This window comes from Microbacterium jepli, assembly GCF_047237905.1.
GTDB lineage: Bacteria > Actinomycetota > Actinomycetes > Actinomycetales > Microbacteriaceae > Microbacterium.
Genome location: NZ_JBDFLW010000005.1, coordinates 2,587,157 through 2,606,452, shown reverse-complemented (window position 1 = coordinate 2,606,452; position 19,296 = coordinate 2,587,157). Strand labels below are relative to the sequence as shown.

13 protein-coding genes are annotated in these 19,296 nt (G+C 72.3%); 9 read left to right on the top strand and 4 right to left on the bottom strand.

Annotation, left to right across the window (positions count from 1 at the left end):
* Positions 1-24 precede the first annotated feature (24 nt).
* Both ABC304_RS16650 and ABC304_RS16645 read left to right on the top strand, forming a co-directional pair.
* Positions 25-2,580 carry a bifunctional lysylphosphatidylglycerol flippase/synthetase MprF gene (locus ABC304_RS16650; RefSeq protein ID WP_412932475.1) on the top strand — a complete coding sequence of 852 codons (2,556 nt, stop codon included), beginning with the start codon at positions 25-27 and terminating at the stop codon, positions 2,578-2,580.
* Complete coding sequence (locus tag ABC304_RS16645; RefSeq protein ID WP_412932474.1) at positions 2,577-3,866, top strand: alpha/beta hydrolase; 1,290 nt, start codon at positions 2,577-2,579, stop codon at positions 3,864-3,866. Before ABC304_RS16650 ends, ABC304_RS16645 begins: the two co-directional genes overlap by 4 nt.
* A gap of 32 nt (positions 3,867-3,898) precedes the next feature.
* Here ABC304_RS16645 and ABC304_RS16640 read toward each other — a convergent pair whose 3' ends face one another.
* Entirely contained in the window at positions 3,899-4,804 is a 906-nt protein-coding gene (locus ABC304_RS16640) for a YegS/Rv2252/BmrU family lipid kinase (protein WP_412932472.1), read from the bottom strand.
* 132 nt (positions 4,805-4,936) lie between these two features.
* Here ABC304_RS16640 and ABC304_RS16635 point away from each other — a divergent pair, with 132 nt between their 5' ends.
* Positions 4,937-6,241, top strand: a complete 1,305-nt coding sequence (locus tag ABC304_RS16635; protein WP_412932470.1) for a GNAT family N-acetyltransferase — start codon at positions 4,937-4,939, stop codon at positions 6,239-6,241.
* An 87-nt stretch (positions 6,242-6,328) separates the two neighbouring features.
* Here ABC304_RS16635 and ABC304_RS16630 read toward each other — a convergent pair whose 3' ends face one another.
* Positions 6,329-10,099, bottom strand: coding sequence for a multifunctional oxoglutarate decarboxylase/oxoglutarate dehydrogenase thiamine pyrophosphate-binding subunit/dihydrolipoyllysine-residue succinyltransferase subunit (locus ABC304_RS16630; RefSeq protein WP_412932989.1), 3,771 nt, complete (start codon positions 10,097-10,099; stop codon positions 6,329-6,331).
* A 156-nt stretch (positions 10,100-10,255) separates the two neighbouring features.
* On the opposite strand from ABC304_RS16630, the gene guaB1 reads away from it, so the two are divergent.
* Positions 10,256-11,713, top strand: a complete 1,458-nt coding sequence (gene guaB1, locus ABC304_RS16625; protein ID WP_412932468.1) for a GMP reductase — start codon at positions 10,256-10,258, stop codon at positions 11,711-11,713.
* A 12-nt stretch (positions 11,714-11,725) separates the two neighbouring features.
* Here guaB1 and ABC304_RS16620 read toward each other — a convergent pair whose 3' ends face one another.
* Positions 11,726-12,817 (bottom strand): glycoside hydrolase family 76 protein, encoded by a 1,092-nt coding sequence (locus tag ABC304_RS16620; protein ID WP_412932467.1) that lies wholly within the window; start codon positions 12,815-12,817, stop codon positions 11,726-11,728.
* Positions 12,818-12,965: 148 nt separating this feature from the next.
* Between ABC304_RS16620 and ABC304_RS16615 the strand changes: the two genes are divergently transcribed.
* A complete protein-coding gene (locus ABC304_RS16615; RefSeq protein WP_412932987.1) occupies positions 12,966-14,306 on the top strand; it encodes a hemolysin family protein in 1,341 nt (446 codons plus the stop codon).
* Entirely contained in the window at positions 14,303-15,358 is a 1,056-nt protein-coding gene (locus tag ABC304_RS16610) for a hemolysin family protein (RefSeq protein ID WP_412932466.1), read from the top strand. Before ABC304_RS16615 ends, ABC304_RS16610 begins: the two co-directional genes overlap by 4 nt.
* A 177-nt stretch (positions 15,359-15,535) precedes the next feature.
* Here the strand turns inward: ABC304_RS16610 and ABC304_RS16605 are convergent, their stop codons facing one another.
* On the bottom strand, positions 15,536-16,600 hold the full coding sequence (locus ABC304_RS16605; protein WP_412932464.1) for an NADH:flavin oxidoreductase/NADH oxidase: 1,065 nt from the start codon (positions 16,598-16,600) through the stop codon (positions 15,536-15,538).
* 51 nt (positions 16,601-16,651) lie between these two features.
* On the opposite strand from ABC304_RS16605, the gene ABC304_RS16600 reads away from it, so the two are divergent.
* The 3 genes from ABC304_RS16600 to ABC304_RS16590 all read left to right on the top strand — a co-directional run bounded on the left by ABC304_RS16600 (position 16,652) and on the right by ABC304_RS16590 (position 19,285).
* Positions 16,652-17,503: an ADP-dependent NAD(P)H-hydrate dehydratase gene (locus ABC304_RS16600; protein WP_412932463.1), complete on the top strand. Its 852-nt coding sequence runs from the start codon at positions 16,652-16,654 to the stop codon at positions 17,501-17,503.
* Between the two features lie 113 nt (positions 17,504-17,616).
* The gene (locus ABC304_RS16595; protein ID WP_412932461.1) at positions 17,617-18,939 is read left to right on the top strand and encodes a glycosyltransferase 87 family protein; all 1,323 of its coding nucleotides are present in this window, start codon (positions 17,617-17,619) and stop codon (positions 18,937-18,939) included.
* Positions 18,940-18,958: 19 nt separating this feature from the next.
* Entirely contained in the window at positions 18,959-19,285 is a 327-nt protein-coding gene (locus ABC304_RS16590; RefSeq protein WP_412932460.1) for a thiamine-binding protein, read from the top strand.
* Positions 19,286-19,296: the final 11 nt, after the last annotated feature.

The window sequence follows — 19,296 nt, the reverse complement described above, 5'->3', positions numbered from 1 at the left end:
ATCCCGGAGAAACGGGGTCAGCGCATGGAGATCGCGCAGGTGGACGGCGCCAGTGCGCCGGTGGCGGCGCGACGCCGGCTCAGCGGCGGCGTGGTCGTGCTGCGGTCGTATCTGCGGCGCAACCCGGTCGCGGTCTCGTTCGCCCTGCTCATCCTCCTCACCGGCATCGCCAGCGGGTCGCTGTGGGGGAGCGAGGACGCGGTGCTCCTCGGCTGGGGCGCGGCCTCGCTGGGCGCGCCCGCCACGTGGTGGACCACCGTGACGGCGCTGATCATCCCCGACTCGACGGTGGACGCCGTGCTGTCGATGCTCCTCGCGCTGTCCGCGCTCGCCATCGCCGAGCGACTGCTCGGTGTGCGACGGACGATCGTCGCAATGGCTGCGACGGGATTCGTGGCACTCTTCGTCGGCGCCGGTGCGCAGGCCGCCGTCGCCGGACTCCCCGAGGTCAGTGACGCCGCGGCCCAGACGATGGTGCTCGACCCGACGATCCCGATCGCGGGTGCGGTCGCCGCATCCTCCGCCCTCGCCGGCGTGCTATGGCGACGGCGCCTGCGCATCGTGACCTTCGCGGCGCTCGGCATGTTCGCCCTCTACGCCGGCGACGTCGATTCGTGGTTCCGGCTGATCGCCGCGCTGCTCGGACTCCTCCTCGGATTCGGGCTCGCCCGCGGCGCCGCCCGCCGGTCGTGGCACCGCAGCTCCAGCAGGGAGATCCGCTCGCTCCTCGCCGTGATCGTGGCCGTCACCGGTCTCGGTCCGATCGCCGCCCTCGTGGCCGGCGGCGGACGCGGCCCGCTGTCCCTCGTCGCGGACGCGTTCACGCAGTCCGACAACTGGCTCTCGCAGCGCTGCGAACGGCAGTACGTGCCGGCGTGCGACCACGAGTTCGCGCTCCTCGTGACGCGCGGCGCCGGCCCCGCGATCCTCGCGATCATCCCCCTCGCGCTCCTGGTGCTGGCCGCCTGGGGGCTGCGCAACGGACGTCGGAGCGCGTGGATCCTCGCCGTCGCCGTCAACGCCTCGCTCGCCGCCCTGGCGATCATCACCCTCGCGCTGGGCGACATCTCCTTCCCCGACCCGGTCGACGGCGCGACGTTCGAATGGGCGCTGTGGTTCATCTCCTCCGCGATACTCCCCATCGGCGTGATCGTGGTGCTCGCGCTCAATCAGCGGCGGTTCCGCGTGCGGGCCTCCGCCCGCGCCCGGCGCACCTGGGGCATCGTCGTCGGCGTGGCCTTCGTCGCCTGCGCCGGTGCGTTCCTGCTCGTCTCGAGCGTGCTCACCAGATCGTTCGACGTCACCCCCACGCTCGCCGACCTCCTCACCGAGATGGTGCGGCGGTTCATCCCGCCCGCGTTCCTGCAGGGCATCGGTCAGCCGCCCTTCCCACGAGGCGGTGCCGCCCTCGTGGTCTACCAGTGGGTGGGCGTCGTGTTCTGGGTCGTGTTCATCGTCGCGACGCTCCGCCTCTTCCGGAGCACCGCCCTGCCCGAGGGCTCGGACAGCTCCTCGCTGACCCTGTACCGCTCGCTCCTGCGGCGCGGCGGCGGGACCCTCTCGTTCCTCGGCACCTGGCGCGGCAACGCGCACTGGTTCAGCGACGACCTGCAGTCCGCGGTCGCCTATCGCGTGGTCGGGGGAGTCGCCCTCGCCGTCGCCGACCCGCTCTGCCCCCGTGGTCGGGAGGGCAGCACCCTGCGCGGATTCGCCGACTTCGCCATCTCCCGCGGCTGGACGCCGGTGTTCTACAGCATCCACGACGACTTCCTCCCCGCCTTCGAGGCGATGGGCTGGCACACCGTCGAGGTCGGGCAGGAGACGGTCATGCACCTCCCCGACCTGCAGATGGCCGGCAAGCAGTGGCAGAAGGTGCGCTCGCCGCTCAACCGCGCCGAGCGCGAGGGGATGACGGCGCAGTGGACGCGATGGCGCGATCTCCCGGCGGGCGTCAGCTCGCAGATCATCGACATCAGTGAGCAGTGGGTGACCGACAAGTCTCTGCCTGAGATGGGCTTCACCCTCGGCGGACTCGAGGAGCTCGACGATCCCGACGTCGCACTCCTGCTGGCCGTGGACGCCACCGGACGCGTGCAGGCCGTGACGAGCTGGATGCCGTCGTGGCAGGATGGCCGCATCGTGGGGTGGACCCTCGACTTCATGCGCCGGCGCGACGATGCGCCCAACGGGGTCATGGAGTTCCTGATCGCGAAGGCGGCGCTGCTCATGAAGGACGACGGCGTGCAGGTGCTGAGCCTGTCCGGCGCGCCCCTCGCCACCCGTCCCCGCGCGGAGGGCGAGAGCGTCGCGGAGCCGACCGCGCTGTCGGCGTTCCTCGGCTGGCTCGCCGGCGTGCTCGAGCCGGTCTACGGCTTCGCATCCCTGTTCCGGTTCAAGAGCAAGTTCCTCCCGGAGTACCGCACCATGTACATGGCCTACGCCGACCCGGTCGAGCTCGGCTCCATCGGCGCTGCCGTCGGGCGGGCGTACCTGCCCGACGCCTCGCCGCGCGAGTACGTCGCGGTCGTGCGCACGCTGCTGGCTCCCCCCGGGCGCGCCCCCGCGGGCGCCCCGCGGTGACCTACTGGATCCTCGGCCTCGAGCTCATCGACGGACCGGTGCTCCCCGCCTGGGGGATCCTTACGGCGCTGTGCACGGTGCTGGTGGCGCTCGTGCGGTCGCGGCATCCGTGGCGTCTGCTCATCGGAACCCTGATCGGGGCGGCCGTGGCGGTCGGGACGGTCGTGGTGTTCGACGAGCAGCGCACCTTCGGGATCGTGATCCCGCCCGAAGCCGGCGTCTGGGCCGCGATCGGGCTCGGCGGTGCGGGGCTCGGGGTCGCCGGCGCGCTCGGCCGACCGAAGCGGCGCCTCATCCCGGCGGTGCTGCTGATCCTCACCTCGCTCGTGCTGTGCGCACTCGGGGTCAATCGGGCCTTCGACATCACGCACAACCTCGCCGCACTGATCGGCGTGCAGGCGGTCGGAGCGATCGACCTCCCGCCGCAGACCGACACCGCCGTCCCCGCGCAGCCGCTGTCGGAGACGTGGACGGCACCGGCCGGCATGCCCGAGAAGGGGCTCGTCGGAGCCCTGACGGGGGACGACCGCATCCCGTCGCCGGGCTTCGCCGCGCGCGACGCCGCGATCTACCTGCCGCCCGCGGCGCTCGTGGCCGATCCGCCCGCGCTGCCCGTCATCGTCTTCATGATGGGTCAGCCCGGAGCGCCTGATCCGACGTCGCTGTCGCGCGCGCTCGATGCGTTCGCCGCGCAGCATGACGGTCTCGCGCCGATCGCCATCATCGCCGACCAGCTCACCGGTCCGACCGTCGATCCCGCCTGCCATGACTCCGAGACCTATGGCGCCGTCGAGACGTACTTCACCACCCACATCCCGGAGTGGATCCGGACGCATCTGAACGTGCCCGACGACGCCGCCTACCGCGTCATCGGCGGCTACTCCAACGGCGGGTCGTGCGCCGCCCTGTGGGGCGCCTCGCACCCGGACGTCTGGGGCAGCATCCTCGACGTGTCGGGCAACGAGTTCCCCGGGTCCGAGACAGTTCAGGCCACCACCGCGCGTGTCTTCGGCGGCGACAGCGACGCGTTCGAGGCGGCGAAGCCCGCCAACGTGTTGGCCCGCAACGCCGGCTCGTACGAGGGACACACCGCCGTCTTCACGCTCGGCGCCGACGACGACGTGTTCGGTCCGGGGCAGCGGTCCAACGCCGCCGCCGCGGAGGCTGCCGGCTTCACGGTGCGGGTGATCGAGATCCCTGCCGCGGGCCACGTCGGACCGGCCCTCGACACCGGTCTGGCCGAGGGCGTCGCGGCGCTCGCCGTGCCGCTCGGTCTCTCTGACTGAGACCGGCGCCCGCGCAGCCGTCCGGAGCCTGGTCAGCTGTCCGGCGCGAACAGAGAGAGCGCAGCGGGAACGACCTCGATCTCCAACGGCAGGGCACCGACCGGCTCCCCGTCCGCGTAGGCGGTCACCGTCGCGGCATCCATCCGGACGCGGGTGACGCGGTGCGTGGAGACCTCCGCGGCACCGGTGTGGGTCCCCCGGTAGACGCGGGGGAGCAGGCGCAGCAGGCGGAGGCGCCCGACCGGGCGCACGAGGGTGAGGTCGAGCACCCCGTCGGCGATGTCGGCGTCGGGGCAGATCGGGATGCGACCGCCGTACGTGCGTCCGTTGCCGACGGTGGCCATGAGCAGGTCGCCGGAGAGGCGCTCCCGCATGCCGTCGGCCCGGATGAGGTCGATCGTGTACGGGATGCCGCGCAGGGTCAGGAACTCGCGCAGGATCGCGAGGGTGTAGCGCGACCGTCCCCGCGGCCGCCGCATCGCGTTGGCGCGGTCGTTCACGCGCGAGTCGAAGCCGCTGGCGAGCACGCTGCCGAAGAGCTCGCCGGTGCCGTGGGCCCGCGTCACCCGGGCGAGGTCGACGCGCCGGGTGCGGCCCCGGGCGATCAGCTCCACGGCCCCGGCGATGTCCAGGTCGCGGAGCCCGACGGCGGCCGCCATGTCGTTCCCCGTGCCGATCGGGATGATGCCGAGCGGCACCGAGGTGCCCGCCAGCTGCTGGATCGCGAGGTGCACCGTGCCGTCGCCGCCGGCGACGACGACCGCCCCGGTGCCGAGGGAGAGCGCGGTGCGCAGCAGGCGGCTCGATTCGGCCGCGCTGCCGCCGCTGAGCACGGTGGTGCGGATGCCGCGGGCTCGCAGGCGCTCGGCCGCCTCGGGCACCGCCCGGCCGTGCGCACCCGCCCGCGCGGCAGGGTTCACGAGCAACGTCACATCCATCGCGTCGTCCCGTCCGCCCCGCCCACGGCGCCTCCGTCTCGACCCGCGCCCGGGGTTCACGATAGCGCCGGGGCCCCGCCTGAGCCGACGGCTCCCGTCTGCCCGGTGACGGGCAGTCGCTAGCCTGGAGGGATGCCCCACCTCGACTGGAAGAACCTGCCCCTCGACGCGACGGCGGTGGCCGCGGCATCCGCTGCCGGCTTCGACTACCGCCTCGTGGACACGTCCGACGAGGAGGCCTACGGCGCCGCGATGGCTGCGATCCGGCGTGGGTTCCTCGACGACGAGGGCACGGCGGAGCAGCTGCAGGCGGGGCTCGACGACATCCGCTTCCGCCGTTTCACCGGGGTGTACGACAGTGGCTCGCCGACCCCGGCGACGCCGATCGCCACGGTCGCGTCATGGGTCGCGGAGCTCACCGTCCCGGGACGCGCGACGCTCCCGATGTGGGCCATCAGCGACGTGACGGTCGCGGCGACGCATCGCCGTCGCGGGCTCGCGCGCATCCTCCTCGAGGGAGAGCTGCGCACGGCGGCGGACGCCGGACTTCCCCTCGCCGGGCTGACGGTCTCGGAGGCGACCATCTACTCCCGCTTCGGCTTCGCTCCGGCCGCGTTCGCCACCACCGCGGAGATCACCACCTCCCGCACGGCCTGGATCGGGCCGCGGCCCGCCGGACGCCTGGATTATCTGGACCGGCAGGCGCTCGCGCGTGAGTTCGCCGAGCTGCACGCGCGCGTGCGCCTCGACCGCGTCGGCACGATCGACGCGTGGCCCGGGCTCTGGGAACGACTCGCGGGAGCCACCCCCGGCCAGGAGAAGGCGACGGCCATCCGAGGGGTCCGGTGGACGGATGCCGCGGGCACCACTCGCGGCATCGTCTCCTACCGGATCGTGGAGAACCACGACGACTTCTCGCGCAACACCCTCGAGGTCCAGCACCTCATGGCCGAGACCCCCGACGCCGCTGCGGCGCTGTGGCGCTTCCTGCTCGAACACGACCTCGTCTCGGTGGTGCGGGCCTCGCTGCTGTCGGTCGACGAGCCGCTGCGGTGGATGGTCGCGGATCCGAGAGGCATCCGCGAGACGCGGGTGGACCACGAGTGGCTGCGCATCCTCGACGTGCCGCGCGTGCTCACCGCTCGTCGCCACTCCGGGCCCGGGTCGACCGTGATGTCGGTCACCGACCCGCTCGGCTATGCGGAGGGGACGTGGCGGCTCACGGTCGACGACGACGGCGCAGCGACCGTCGACCGCGTCGAGGCGGCGGCCGACCTCACCCTGCCCGTCACCGAACTCGCGGCGATCCTGCTCGGCGGGGTGCGGCCGTCGACGCTGCGTGCCGCGGGGCGAATCGAAGGGGACGAGGATGCCGCGCTCGCCCTGGATCGGATGTTCGCCTCGGACCGCGTCCCGCACCTCGGCTTCTGGTACTGACCGGGGCCGGCGCCTCCGTCCTCTCGGGCGGATGCGACAGGGCGGACGGGCCGAAGCCCGTCCGCCCTGTCAGCGGAGACCGAGGTCTCAGGTCGTGAGCGCCTGCTGCATGATCTCGGCGTGCTCGCGCGCGTGCACCTTCGGCGACCCGGTGGCGGGCGACGCGGCGCTCGCGCGGGACACGCGGCGGATCGTGCGGCCGCCGAGTCGCGAGGCGACCTCCAGCGCGATGAAGGGCCAGGCCCCCTGGTTCTCGGGCTCGTCCTGCACCCAGACCAGCTCGGCGTTCGGGTAGGACTCCAGCACCGCGTTCAGCTCGTCGATCGGCGCCGGGTAGTACTGCTCCAGGCGCACGAGCGCGATCTGCGGGTTGGGGTTCTTCTCGAGCTCGGCCTTGAGGTCCCAGTGGATCTTCCCGGCGTGCAGGAGCACGCGGGTGACGGCCGAGCGGTCGATGCCGCGGGTGTCGTCGAGCACGGGCTCGAACTTGCCGGTCGTGAAGTCCTCGACGGGGCTGGTCGCGCCGCGCAGGCGCAGCATGGCCTTCGGGGTGAAGACCACGAGCGGGCGGCGCGGGCGCATGTAGGCCTGGCGACGCAGCAGGTGGAAGTACGAGGCGGGCGTCGAGGGGCGCGCGACCGTCATGTTGTCCTGCGCGCACATCGAGAGGTAGCGCTCGATGCGGGCCGACGAGTGGTCGGGTCCCTGACCCTCGTAGCCGTGCGGGAGAAGCAGCACGACGCTCGACTGCTGGCCCCACTTCTGGTCGGCGGCGGAGATGTACTCGTCGATGACCGATTGGGCGCCGTTGGCGAAGTCGCCGAACTGCGCCTCCCACAGCACCAGCGCGTCGGGACGCTCGACCGAGTAGCCGTACTCGAACGCCATGGCCGCGTACTCCGACAGCAGCGAGTCGTACACCCAGAAGCGGCCCTGGTTCTCGCTGAGGTTGGTCAGCGGGATCCACTCCTGGCCGTTCGCCCGGTCGTGGAGCACGGAGTGACGCTGGACGAAGGTTCCGCGACGGCTGTCCTGGCCGGCGAGGCGCACGTTGGTGCCCTCGAGCAGGAGCGAGCCGAAGGCCAGCAGCTCGCCGAAGGCCCAGTCGACGTTGCCGTTGCGGCTCATGTCGAGGCGCTTCTCCAGCAGCTGCTGCAGCTTGGCGTGCACGGTGAACCCGTCGGGGCGGTTGACGAACGCGTCGCCGATGAGCTGCACGACGTCGACGCCGACGCCCGTCGTCTCGGGCGCGCCGGAGGCCGGCTCGACCGGTCCGTTCTCGTCCACGACGTTCGACGTGCCCGTCTCGGCCTCGTGCGTCTCGGCGAAGGCGATCTCCAGGCGGTCCTGGAAGTCGCGCTTGGCCTGCTCGTACTCCTCCTCGGTGATGTCACCGCGGCCGACGAGCGACTCGGTGTACAGGCGGCGCACGGAGCGCTTGGCCTCGATGAGGTTCGTCATGAGCGGCTGCGTCATCGAGGGGTCGTCACCCTCGTTGTGACCGCGGCGGCGGTAGCAGACGAGGTCGACGACGACGTCGCGGTGGAAGCGCTCACGGTAGGCGAACGCCAGCTGCGAGACGCGGACGACGGCCTCGGGGTCATCGCCGTTGACGTGGAAGATCGGCGCCTGGATCGTCTTGGCGACGTCGGTGGCGTACACCGAGGTGCGCGCGTCACCCGGGACGGTGGTGAAGCCGACCTGGTTGTTGACCACGACGTGGATGGTGCCGCCGGTGCGGTAGCCCCGCAGCTGCGACATCTGCAGCGTCTCGACGACGACGCCCTGGCCGGCGAAGGCCGCGTCGCCGTGCACGAGGATCGGCAGCCAGGCGAACGTGCCGATCGGCTTGCGGTCCTGCTTGGCGCGGACGATGCCCTCGAGCACGCCGTCGACCGTCTCGAGGTGCGACGGGTTGGCGGCCAGCAGGATCGGCAGCTCGTCGCCGCGGTCGTCGACGAAGGTGCCCTCGGTGCCGAGGTGGTACTTCACGTCGCCCGATCCGCTCTTCGAGCCGACGGCGACGGAGCCCTCGAACTCGCGGAACACCTGGCCGTAGGTCTTGCCGGCGATATTCGTGAGCACGTTCAGGCGGCCGCGGTGCGCCATGCCGATGGCCGCGCCGTCCATGCCGGCCTGCGCCGCGCCCTGGAGGATCTCGTCGAGGAGGGGGATGAGCGACTCGCCGCCCTCGAGGCTGAAGCGCTTCTGCCCGACGTACTTCGTCTGCAGGAAGGTCTCGAACGCCTCGCCCTCGTTGAGCTTGGAGAGGATGCGCAGCTGCTCGTCGTGGCCGGGCTTCTGGTACTTCACCTCGACGTTGTCCTGGAACCACTTCCGCTGCTCGGGGTCCTGGATGTGCATGTACTCCAGGCCGATCGTGCGGCAGTAGGAGTCGCGCAGGACGCCGAGGATGTCGCGCAGCTTCATCTGGCGCTTGCCGCCGAAGCCGTTCGTGACGAACTCGCGGTCGAGATCCCAGAAGGTGAGCCCGTGCTCCTCGATCTCGAGGTCGGGGTGCGTGCGCTGCACGTACTCCAGCGGGTCGATGTCGGCCATCAGGTGGCCGCGCACGCGGAAGGAGTTGATGAGCTCCTGCACGCGGGCGGTCTTGTCGACGCGCTCGGCGAGGTCGACGTTGATGTCGGAGGCCCAGTGGATGGGGGCGTAGGGGATGCGGAGGGCGGCGAAGATCGACTCGTAGAAGCCGCGCTGCCCGATGAGGAGCTCGTGCACCTTCTTGAGGAACTCGCCCGAGCCGGCGCCCTGGATGACGCGGTGGTCGTAGGTGCTGGTGAGGGTGATGGTCTTGCCGATGCCCAGCTCGACGAGCGTCTTCTCGCTGGAGCCCTGGAACTCGGCGGGGTACTCGAGGGCACCGGCGCCGACGATGCAGCCCTGGCCCTTCATGAGACGGGGGACCGAGTGGACCGTGCCGATGCCGCCCGGGTTGGTGAGCGAGATCGACGTGCCCTGGAAGTCGGCCGCGGTCAGCTTGTTGTTGCGCGCGCGGGTGACGAGGTCTTCGTAGGAGGCGAGGAACTCGCCGAACGTCAGGGTGTCGGCGCGCTTGATGCTCGGCACCATGAGGGCTCGGGTGCCGTCGGGCTTGGGAAGGTCGATCGCGATGCCGAGTCCGACGTGCGCGGGGGCCACGACCGACGGCTTGCCGTCGACCTCGGCGTAGAAGACGTTCTGGCTCGGGAACTCCTTGAGCGCCTGGATGATCGCCCAGCCGATGAGGTGGGTGAAGCTCACCTTGCCGCCGCGGGTGCGGGACATGTGGTTGTTGATGACGATGCGGTTGTCGATCATCAGCTTGGCCGGGACCGTGCGCACGCTCGTGGCGGTCGGGACCGTCAGCGACTCGTCCATGTTCGCCGCGAGGGTCTTCGTCATGCCGCGGAGGGGCGTGACGGTGTCCTGCTCGCTCGCGTCCTCGGACGACGACGGCGCGGACTTGGGCGCCTGCGCCGGGATCGGCTGCTTCGCCGCCGGCTTGGCGGTCGTGCGCGCCACGGGCTGCGCGCCCACGACGGGGATCGGCGCCGTGACGGGACGCGGCTCGGACGCGGCGGGCTGGGTGCGCGCCGGGGTCGCGGCGGCAGGAGCCGGGGCGGCGCCGTTGCTCTCAGCCGCGGGTGCCGGTGCGGCGGCCGGCGCCGGCGCTACCGGGGCGGCCGCGGCGCCGGAGCCGGACGATCCGGACGGCTTGTAGGCCTCCAGGACCGGCCACCAGGCCTTGTCGACGGAATTCCTGTCGTTCGTGAACTGCTCGTAGAGCTCTTCGACGAGCCACTCGTTGGCCCCGAACTCTCCCTCGCTCGAAGTCCCGACGCCTGTCACCTGGCTCGACACGGCTAGATCGCCTGCTTTCATCAGTGAAGTCTGAGAAGCGCGGGCCGGTCAGAGACGCCCGCACACGGTGGACAAGCCTATCCCAGATCCCTGTGCCGACAGCGGTCGTCAGCCAACCCAGGGGCGCGGCTGATCCCGAATGGTTACCTTGGAGGGGTGGAGTTCTACGGAGACCGGCCCGACGTCGACCTGACCTACTCGGATGTCTTCCTGGTGCCGCGACGATCGGCCGTCACCAGCAGGCTCGACGTCGACCTCGCCCCGCGCGACGGCACGACGGCGACGCTGCCGCTCGTCTCGTCGAACATGAACTCCGTCACGGGTCCGCGGCTGGCCGCGACCCTCGCCCGCCGGGGCGGCCTGGGCGTGCTGCCGCAGGACATGCCGCTGCAGGAGCTGGATGCCGCGATCCGGTGGGTGAAGGAGCAGCCCGTGCCGTGGGACACGCCGCTCGTGCTCGCACCCGACGCCACCGTCGCCGACGCCGGACGCCTCCTCCCCGCCACCGAGGGCCACGGCATCGTCGTCGCGGCGTCCACCGGCGGCCGCCTCTCGATCGGCGACGTGCAGGGCGTGGTCCCGGCATCCCGGCTCGGCACGGCCCTCCCTGACGCGCGGCTCGGCGACCTCGTCCGCGGCGCGACGCCGTCGATCGACGCCGAGGACGTCGGCAGCCCCCGCCACGCCTTCGACCTGCTCGTCGCCGCCGACGCCGAGACCGTGTGCGTGCTGCACCACGGCTTCGTCGTCGGCACCCTCTCGCGCCGGAGCGCCCTGCGCTCGACCCTGTACACCCCCGCCGTCGACGCGTCGGGCCGTCTGGTCGTGGCCGCGGCGGTCGGCATCAACGGCGACGTGCAGGGCAAGGCGAAGGCGCTGGCCGCGGCCGGCGTCGACGTGCTCGTCGTCGACACGGCGCACGGGCACCAGGAGGGAATGCTGCGGGCGCTCGCCGAGGTCGCCGCCCTCGACCTCGGCATCCCGATCGCCGCAGGCAACATCGTCACCGCCGAAGGGGTGCACGATCTGGTGCGCGCGGGCGCCGACATCCTGAAAGTCGGCGTCGGCCCGGGCGCCATGTGCACCACGCGCATGATGACGGCCGTCGGCCGCCCGCAGTTCTCCGCCGTGCTCGAGACGGCCGAGGCCGCCCGCATCATGGGCGCCCACGTCTGGGCGGACGGCGGCGTGCGCTACCCGCGCGACGTCGCGCTCGCCCTGGCGGCAGGCGCGGCATCGGTCATGATCGGCTCCTGGTTCGCCGGCACCATCGAGTCGCCGGGCGAACTCCGGGTCGACGAGGCGGGCCGCCCCTACAAGGAGTCGTGGGGCATGGCCTCCTCGAAGGCCGTGCACGAGCGCTTCGGCCGCCTCGACCCCTACGACCTCGCCCGCAAGGAGCTCTTCGCCGAGGGGATCTCGTCGTCGAAGATCTACCTCGACCCGCTGCGGCCCGGGCTGGAGGACCTCCTCGACATGATCACGTCGGGAGTGCGCTCCTCCTTCACGTACGCGGGCGCGTCGAGCGTGCCGGAGTTCCACGAACGGGCGCGCGTCGGCCGTCAGTCGGCTGCCGGCTACGAGGAGGGCAAGGCGCTCCCGGTCAGCTGGTGATGCGCGGGGCCGTCAGCTCGTCACGGTGACCGCGGCCTCCAGCGTCATCCACGCGCCGAGCTGCACCGACAGATCGCCGTCGGGCTCGCTGCCGCCGTCGGTGGCGCCGCCCACCGCGGCGCGCGGCGCGGCGTCCCGACCGGAGGGCGCGACGGCGCCGCGACGCGGGTCGGCGGAGAACAGCGGCCGTCCGTCGATCACCAGGCGTCCGTCCCACAGGGCGCGCGCTTCGGCCAGCACGAGGCGACGGGCGGATGCCGCGGCATCCGCCGTCTCCGCACGGTCCGCGAGCCGCACCGCCGCCTCTGCCAGATAGCGGCACAGGATGCCGGCGAACAGGCCTCCGTCCCCGCCGCCCGCGGTGGGGAGCAGCCCGTCCGGCTCGCACCAGGCGGTGATCGCGCGGACGAGCGCGGCCGCCGCGTCGGCCCGCGACGGGTCGGAGTCGGACGCCAGCGCGAGCTGCGCGCCGAGCGCGACGCCCTGGTTGTAGGTGTAGAGCGTGTCGCGCACGACGCCGCCCTCCACGCCGTCGCGCACGAGCCCGGACGTCTCGTCGGTCAGCTGCCGCAGCATCCAGTCCTCGAGCTGCGCCGCCTGGGTCGCGTCGCCCGTGCGCGCGAGGAGGATGGCGGCCGGACCGTTGGCCGGCGCGTTGTAGAGCGAGCTGCCGACGTGCCAGGGGAGTGCGCCGACCGCCGGGTCCACGCCGTGCGCGAGGCGACGCGAGATGCGGCGCACGGGGCGGCGGCGTCGCTCGGGCGCAGTGCGCTGGAGGGCGAGGCCCATCCAGGCGATGTCGTCGTAGAAGCGGTTCACCCACCGGCCGGCGGTGCGCAGGCGAACCGTGCGGGCGAGCATGCGCAGCCGCCGATCGCGGGCGGGGGAGGGCCGGTGCAGGGCGGCGTCGCCGGCGCAGTCGATGAGGTGCGCGTGCCACCAGTAGTGCCACACGGCGAGCTCGTCGAGGGGTCCGCGCAGTCCGCCGCGGGCAGGCCAGCGCGGCCGCGCCCACGCGACGCCTGCCGCATGCCTGCCGAAGCGTTCCAGCACGGCGTGCTCGGCGGCGGCGGCGCGGTCGTTCCACTGCTCTCGATCGGGCATGCGCCCATCTTCCCCCCTCAGCCGCCGCCGCCCGCGGCCACCGGAGGCGGGCGGCGCGCAGGCCGTAGACTGGCGGGACGATGGACGACCCTCCCAGTAGACCCGCGCCCCGCGTTCCCGCACCTCCGACAGCGGAAGGTGACGCGTGATGGATTACGTCATGCTGGGCGTGGGGCTTCTGCTCACGGTCGGGACCGGCCTGTTCGTCGCGAGCGAGTTCGCGCTGGTCAACCTCGACCGTGCCGACCTCGAGGCCCGCCAGGCGGCGGGGGAGTCCCGGCTCGCGCTGACGATCAGCGCCCTGCGCATCACCTCGACGCACCTCTCCAGCGCGCAGCTGGGCATCACGCTGACGACGCTCCTCACCGGTTACACGATGGAGCCGGCGATCTCGAACCTGCTGCGACCGGTCTTCGCGGCGTGGGGTCTGCCCGAGGGCTTCGCGTCGCCTTTCGCCGTGGTGCTCGGCGTCGGCGTCGCGACCGTGCTGTCGATGATCCTGGGCGAGCTGGTGCCGAAGAACTTCGCGCTCGCGATCCCCCGCCAGACGGGCAAGCTCGTCATGCCGTTCCAGGTCGCGTTCACCACGGTCTTCCGGCCGGCGATCGCCCTGCTCAACGGCAGCGCCAACGGCGTCCTGCGCCTCATGGGCGTCGAGCCCAAGGAGGAGCTGTCGGGCGCCCGCACGGCGGAGGAGCTGTCGAGCCTCGTCCGTCGCTCCGCCAGCGCCGGCGTCCTCGAGGAGGACACCGCCTCGCTCCTGGACCGCACCCTGACCTTCGCCCGCCTCACCTCGGCCGACGTGATGACGCCGAGGCCCAGCATCCACGCCCTGTCGGCGGACGACAGCGCCGAGGACGTCATCCAGCTCGCCCGGCGCACCGGTCACAGCCGGTTCCCCGTGTACGAGGAGTCGATGGACGACATCACCGGCATCGTGCACCTGAAGGCCGCCGTCGGCGTGCCGCGCGACCGCCGCGCCGACGTGCCCGCCGCCGCCCTGGCCAGCGAGCCCCTGCGCGTGCCGGAGGCCGTGCACCTGGACACGCTGATGGCGGAGCTCCGCGCCCGCGGCTACCAGATGGCGATCGTCGTCGACGAGTACGGCGGCACGGCCGGCGTCGTGACGCTCGAGGACCTCGTCGAGGAGATCGTCGGCGAAGTGCTCGACGAGCACGACCGCCGCAAGGCCGGCATCGCCCGCGTCAAGGACGGCGTGCTGTTCCCGGGCGAACTGCGACCCGATGAACTGAGGGACCGCACCGGCATCCGCATCCCGGAGGGCGACGTCTACGACACCGTGGGCGGCTACATCATGAGCGTGCTGGAGCGGATCCCCGTGCCCGGCGACACGCTCGTCACCGACGACGGGACCATCGAAGTGCAGCGCATGGACGGACGACGCGTGGACCGGGTGAAGTTCGTGCCCGCCGTCGTGCCGGACGACACGGAGAACGCCGAGGCCGCGGGCGGAGGTGAGCGTCGATGAACGACTGGGCCGGAATCGCGTGGCTGTTCGTGCTGCTGGCGTTCAACGCCTTCTTCGTCGGCGCCGAGTTCGCCGTCATCTCCGCGCGGCGGTCGCAGATCGAGCCGCTCGCCGAGCGCGGGTCGCGATCGGCGAAGACCGCGCTCTACGCCATGGAGCACGCGACGCTCATGCTGGCCACCAGCCAGCTGGGCATCACGATCTGCTCGCTGCTGATCCTGAACGTCTCCGAGCCGGCGATCCATCACCTGCTCGAGGTGCCGCTGGGTCTCACCGGCATCTCGGAGGAGGCCGTGAGCGTCGCCGGGTTCGTCATCACCCTGCTGCTCGTGTCGTACCTGCACGTTGTGTTCGGCGAGATGGTGCCGAAGAACCTCGCGTTCTCGCTGCCCGACCGCGCCGTGCTCATGCTCGCGACGCCGCTGGTGTGGGTGTCGAAGGTCTTCCACCCCGTGATCGTCACGCTGAACTGGATCGCCAACCACGTCGTGCGCCTGTTCCGCGTCGAGCCGAAAGACGAGGCCGCCTCGACCTTCACGCTCGACGAGGTCGCCACGATCGTGAACCAGTCGCGCATCGAGGGCGTGCTGGACGACTCCTCGGGCGCCCTCTCGGCCGCGCTGGAGTTCACCGACAAGAAGGCGATGGATGTCGCGGTGCCGCTCGCGGGCCTCGTCACCCTCCCCGAGCGCACGACGCCCGAGGAGATCGAGCGCGCCGTCGCCAAGCACGGCTTCTCGCGGTACGTGATCGTCGACGCCGAGGGCCTTCCCGTCGGCTACGTGCACCTGAAGGACATCCTGCGGGCCGCGGAGGGACCGGATGCCGCGACCGACGTCGCCCGCCCGTTGCCGGCCAAGCGGATCCACCATATGGTGCCGGTGGTGGAGACCACCGACCTCGAGGACGCGCTCGCCCTCATGCGGCGCGCCGGGCGTCACCTCGCGCAGGTGCGCGACCTCGACGGCCGGGTGACCGGTGTGCTGTTCCTCGAGGACATCATCGAGGAGCTCGTCGGCGAGGTGCAGGACGCCACCCGCCGCGGGCGGTGAGGGCTGCGTCCTTCACCTGACGCGTGTTGCGGCCGCGGGCGCGCGGCAGCAGCACTTTGCGTCAGGTGGGGGCGCGCGTCAGGTGAAGGCGCGGGTCAGGTAAGGGCGCGGGCCGGGGGCCTGCCGCCGCTCAGGGGCGCGCGCGGAGGTACTGCGCGGGCCGGGACCTGGCGCCGCTCAGGGGCGCGCGCGGAGGTACTGCGCGGGCCAGTAGTCGATCTCGACGCCCAGCTCGGTCGCGGCGCGGAGGGCGAAGTGCGGGTCGCGCAGCCACTCGCGCCCGGCCAGCACCGCGTCGGCCTGGCCGCTGGCCACGATCTGCTCGGCCTGCGCGGCCTCGGTTATGAGGCCGACGGCGGCGGCGGGCACGTCGGACGTCTCGCGCACCTCGGTCGCCAGCCCCACCTGGTAGCCCGGGAACACCTCGATCCGCTGGTGCCGGACGAGGCCGCCGCTGGAGATGTCGAACAGGTCGGCTCCCGCGTCGCGCGACCAGCCGGCGACGATCGCCGTCTCGTCGACGTCGAGGCCGCCCTCGGCCCAGTCGGTGGCGGAGAACCGCACCAGGAGCGGGACGTCGGGTGCGGCATCCCGGATCTCCCGGACGATCCGCAGCACCAGGCGCGCGCGGTTCTCGAGCGACCCGCCGTACTCGTCGTCGCGCTGATTGGACAGCGGCGAGAGGAACTGGTGCACGAGGTAGCCGTGCGCGGCATGGATCTCGAGCACCTCGAAGCCCGCCTCGAGCGCCCGCAGCGCCGCGGCGACGAAGTCGGACACGACCTCGTCGATGCCGGCGATGTCGAGGGCGACGGGTTCCGCGTAGCCCTCGAACGCGACCGCCGACGGAGCGACGGTCTCCCAGCCGCCGTCGTCCGCTGACACGGAGCCGTGCCGACCGGAGAACGGCGACCACGTCGAGGCCTTGCGTCCCGCGTGGGCCAGCTGCACGCCGGCGAGGGCTCCGCGGCTGCGGATCGCCGCGACGATCGGCTTCCACGCCTCCACCTGCTCGTCGTTCCAGATGCCGACGTCCTCGGGGGAGATGCGTCCCTCGGGTGAGACCGCCGTGGCCTCGGCGATGACCAGGCCGGCCCCGCCGGAGGCGAACTGCGCGAGGTGCGTGTGGTGCCACTCCTGCGGCACGCCGTCGACGGCGCTGTACTGGCACATCGGAGCCACCCAGAGGCGGTTGCGCGCGGTCAGGCCGCGCAGATCGAGGGGGGTGAAGAGAGCGCTCACGGGAAGGGGTCCGATCGGATTCGGGGGCTTTCGGCGGGGTTATCGTGGGGCATGCCCGAGCGATGGACCGCGCAGGACGCCGGACGCGTCCTGCGGATGCCAACCGACGACGACGACAAGTATTCCCGAGGGGTGCTGGGCGTCCGCACCGGCTCGGAGCAGTATCCGGGGGCAGCCGTCCTCGGCGTCGAGGCTGCCTGGCGGACGGGTGCGGGCATGGTGCGCTACCTCGGTCCGGAGCGCCCGAGCACGCTCATCCTGCAGCGCCGCCCCGAGACGGTGACTGCCGACGGGCGGGTGCAGGCGTGGCTGATCGGGTCGGGAACGGATGCCGCGTCCCGCGCCGTCGACGAGACGGCGGCCCTCCGCGGCATCCTGTCGGGCGACCTCACGGTGGTGGTCGACGCCGGTGCGCTCGACCTCGCGCCGTCGGGCACTGCGCCCCGCATCGTGACGCCGCACGGCCGCGAGCACGCGCGGCTGCGGGAGGCGCTCGGGCTCGCCGCCCTCAGCGCGCAACCCGTCGAGGAGGAGCGGGCGGATGCCGCGGCCGAGACCGCGGCGGCGCTGGGCGCCGTCGTGCTCCTCAAGGGTGCGGTGACGATCGTCGCGACCCCGGACGGATGGTCGACGCGGGTGCAGGCGGGCACGCCGTGGCTGTCGACGGCTGGCACGGGCGATGTGCTGGGCGGCGTCGTGGGAGCTCTTGCGGCGGCCGCGGGGGAGGACGCCGGCCCGGACGAGCTGGGCCGGGTCGCCGCGACGGGGGCCTGGCTCCACGGGCACGCCGCGTCGCTGGCCGCCGTCGCGGCGGCCGGGACGAGCGGCTCCGGGCCGATCACCGCCCTGGACGTCGCCGAGCACCTCCCCGCCGCCGTGGCCGCGGCGCTCGCCGCGGCGTAGTCGCACGCGGCTCTGCGCGGCCTCGGTCGACCGTTCCGATCCCGTCGCGTGAGGCTCGAACGGCGGCGTCCGCTCACAGGGAGTCGAGAGGACGCCCCCCGTAGACTGCCCCTGTGTCGAGGCGTGCTGTTCTGTGGATCGCGTTCGTGGTCGTGCACGCGGTCGTCGCGTGGCTCGGCTGGGTGCTGCCCAACGCGGCGATGGGCGACGTCTACCTCGTCTACGAACGCTGGTCGGCGGCATGGCTGAACGGCGGCTACGTCGATCCCACCATCTACGGCCTCACCACCGTGCGCGAGTACGTCGGCTTCGTCGGCATCAACGAGCCGTGGGTCTACCCGCAGCTCGCGATCATCCCGATGCTCGTGACCCACGCTCTCGCGTGGCTCGTGAGCTACACGCCGGCGTGGGCGATCCTCGTGACGCTAGCGGATGCCGCGGCCTTCGCCCTCCTCGTCGGCCGCGGCCGCTCGCGCGGGCGTGTGACCGCCGCATGGTTCTGGCTCGCGTTCATCCTGCTGCTCGGCCCCGTCGGCCTCTACCGGCTGGACGGCTTCACGGTGCCGCTGGTGCTCGCGGGCTGCCTGTGGCTGGTGGGCCGCCCCTGGCTCGGCTCGACCCTGCTCTCGATCGCCGTCTGGATGAAGGTGTGGCCGGCGGCCATCCTCGCCGGTGCGGTCATCGCCGTGCGCCGTCGCTTCGCGCTCATCGGCGCCGCGCTCGCCGTCTCCGCCGTGACCGCGGGCGTCGTGGCCGTGCTCGGCGGGGCGTCGAACATGCTCGGCTTCGTCGGCGACCAGGCCGGTCGCGGGCTGCAGATCGAGGCGCCCATCAGCACGCCCTACCTGTGGCGCTCGGTCTTCATGCTCCCCGACAGCGCGGTCTTCTACGACCCCGACATGCTCACGTTCCAGGTGAGCGGTCCGTTCCTGAACGAGGTCATCGCGATCATGACGCCGCTGCTGGCGCTCGCGGTGCTGTCGGTGGCCGGACTCGGCGCCTACAAGATGCTGCGCAAGGCGTCGTTCGCGGCGCTCTTCCCCGCGCTCTCGCTGGCGCTGGCGCTGGCCTTCATCGTCTTCAACAAGGTCGGCTCGCCGCAGTACATGGTGTGGATGATCGCGCCGCTCGTCATGGGCCTCGTCATCGACCGCCGGCGCTGGGCGCGTCCCGCGGTGCTGGGCCTCGTCGCCGCGCTGCTGACGTTCATCGTCTATCCGCTGCTGTACGACGGCCTCATGCTGACCTACCCGTACGCCTTGCCGACGCTGGCGCTGACGCTGCGCAACCTCGCCGTCGTGGCGCTCTTCGCCTGGACGATGGTCATCCTCGTCCGCGTGCCGGTGCGCGCGCCGCTGGAGTGGCCGACGCTCGCGCGTCCGTCCCGGGTGCGCGCGGCATCCGCTCCCGTCCCCGAGCTCGTCGAGAACGCCTGATCCACCCCCGGAGGTCACCATGCTCGTCGCCTTCTCCGTCGCTCCCAGCGGCACCGGCAGTGCCGACGGGTCGGTGCACGACGCCGTCGCGGCGGCGGTCCGTGTCGTGCGCGACTCGGGACTCCCGCATCGCACGACCTCGATGTTCACCGAGCTCGAGGGCGAGTGGGACGAGGTCTTCGACGTCGTGAAGCGCGCCACCGAGGCCGTGCAGGCGTTCGGCTCGCGGGTCTCGCTCGTCCTGAAGGCCGACATCCGACCCGGCTACACCGGCGAGATCGACGCGAAGCTCGAGCGTCTCGAAGACGCCATCACCGAAGCCGACGGCACCTCCGCCCCCGCGTGAGCGCGTCCGCG

What these genes read in the sequence shown, in the direction of transcription:
- ABC304_RS16650 (WP_412932475.1), top strand. Translation starts at nt 25, where the DNA reads ATGGAGATCGCGCAGGTGGACGGCGCCAGTGCGCCGGTGGCGGCGCGA.
- ABC304_RS16615 (WP_412932987.1), top strand. Translation starts at nt 12,966, where the DNA reads ATGGATTACGTCATGCTGGGCGTGGGGCTTCTGCTCACGGTCGGGACC.
- ABC304_RS16600 (WP_412932463.1), top strand. Translation starts at nt 16,652, where the DNA reads ATGCCCGAGCGATGGACCGCGCAGGACGCCGGACGCGTCCTGCGGATG.
- ABC304_RS16590 (WP_412932460.1), top strand. Translation starts at nt 18,959, where the DNA reads ATGCTCGTCGCCTTCTCCGTCGCTCCCAGCGGCACCGGCAGTGCCGAC.
- ABC304_RS16635 (WP_412932470.1), top strand. Translation starts at nt 4,937, where the DNA reads ATGCCCCACCTCGACTGGAAGAACCTGCCCCTCGACGCGACGGCGGTG.
- ABC304_RS16610 (WP_412932466.1), top strand. Translation starts at nt 14,303, where the DNA reads ATGAACGACTGGGCCGGAATCGCGTGGCTGTTCGTGCTGCTGGCGTTC.
- ABC304_RS16640 (WP_412932472.1), bottom strand. Translation starts at nt 4,804, where the DNA reads ATGGATGTGACGTTGCTCGTGAACCCTGCCGCGCGGGCGGGTGCGCAC.
- ABC304_RS16620 (WP_412932467.1), bottom strand. Translation starts at nt 12,817, where the DNA reads ATGCCCGATCGAGAGCAGTGGAACGACCGCGCCGCCGCCGCCGAGCAC.